General features: G+C 75.3%; 1 protein-coding gene. It reads right to left on the reverse strand.

Annotated elements, in window-relative coordinates:
- The coding region (locus G3I71_RS49440; protein ID WP_164325529.1) for a hypothetical protein at nucleotides 1–385 on the reverse strand (385 nt) is incomplete at its 3' end.
- Nucleotides 386–397: the final 12 nt, after the last annotated feature.

Raw genomic sequence — 397 nt, forward strand, 5'->3', positions numbered from 1 at the left:
CACCGGTGAACAGGAACGCGGGCGCGGTGCTCGACGTGCCGACCCACGAGCCGCACTGGTGCACGGTCACGGCGGAGCGGCCGGCGGCGGTGTCGGCGCCGACCGTGCCGTGCACGACGACGAGCGACCAGCCGGCGTAGTACGTCGGCTCGCGGTCGGTTCGCGTCTGGCTGACCGCGGCGTCCGCGAGCTCCCACGTGCCCGCGCCCTGGGCGGCGACGAGGTCGGTGACGTCGACGGCCGACTGGTAGTACCGGCGGTCCTTGTTGTCGGTCACGCGCACGACGTCGTCCGGGTCGGCCGTCACGGTCGTCCACGTGCCGTCGGGGCCGCGCAGCCGCGCCGTGCCGAGCGCCGTGCTCCACGCGTCGTCGGGCCCGCGCACACCCGACCAGTA

Source organism: Streptomyces sp. SID12501, assembly GCF_010550245.1.
Lineage (GTDB): Bacteria > Actinomycetota > Actinomycetes > Streptomycetales > Streptomycetaceae > Streptomyces.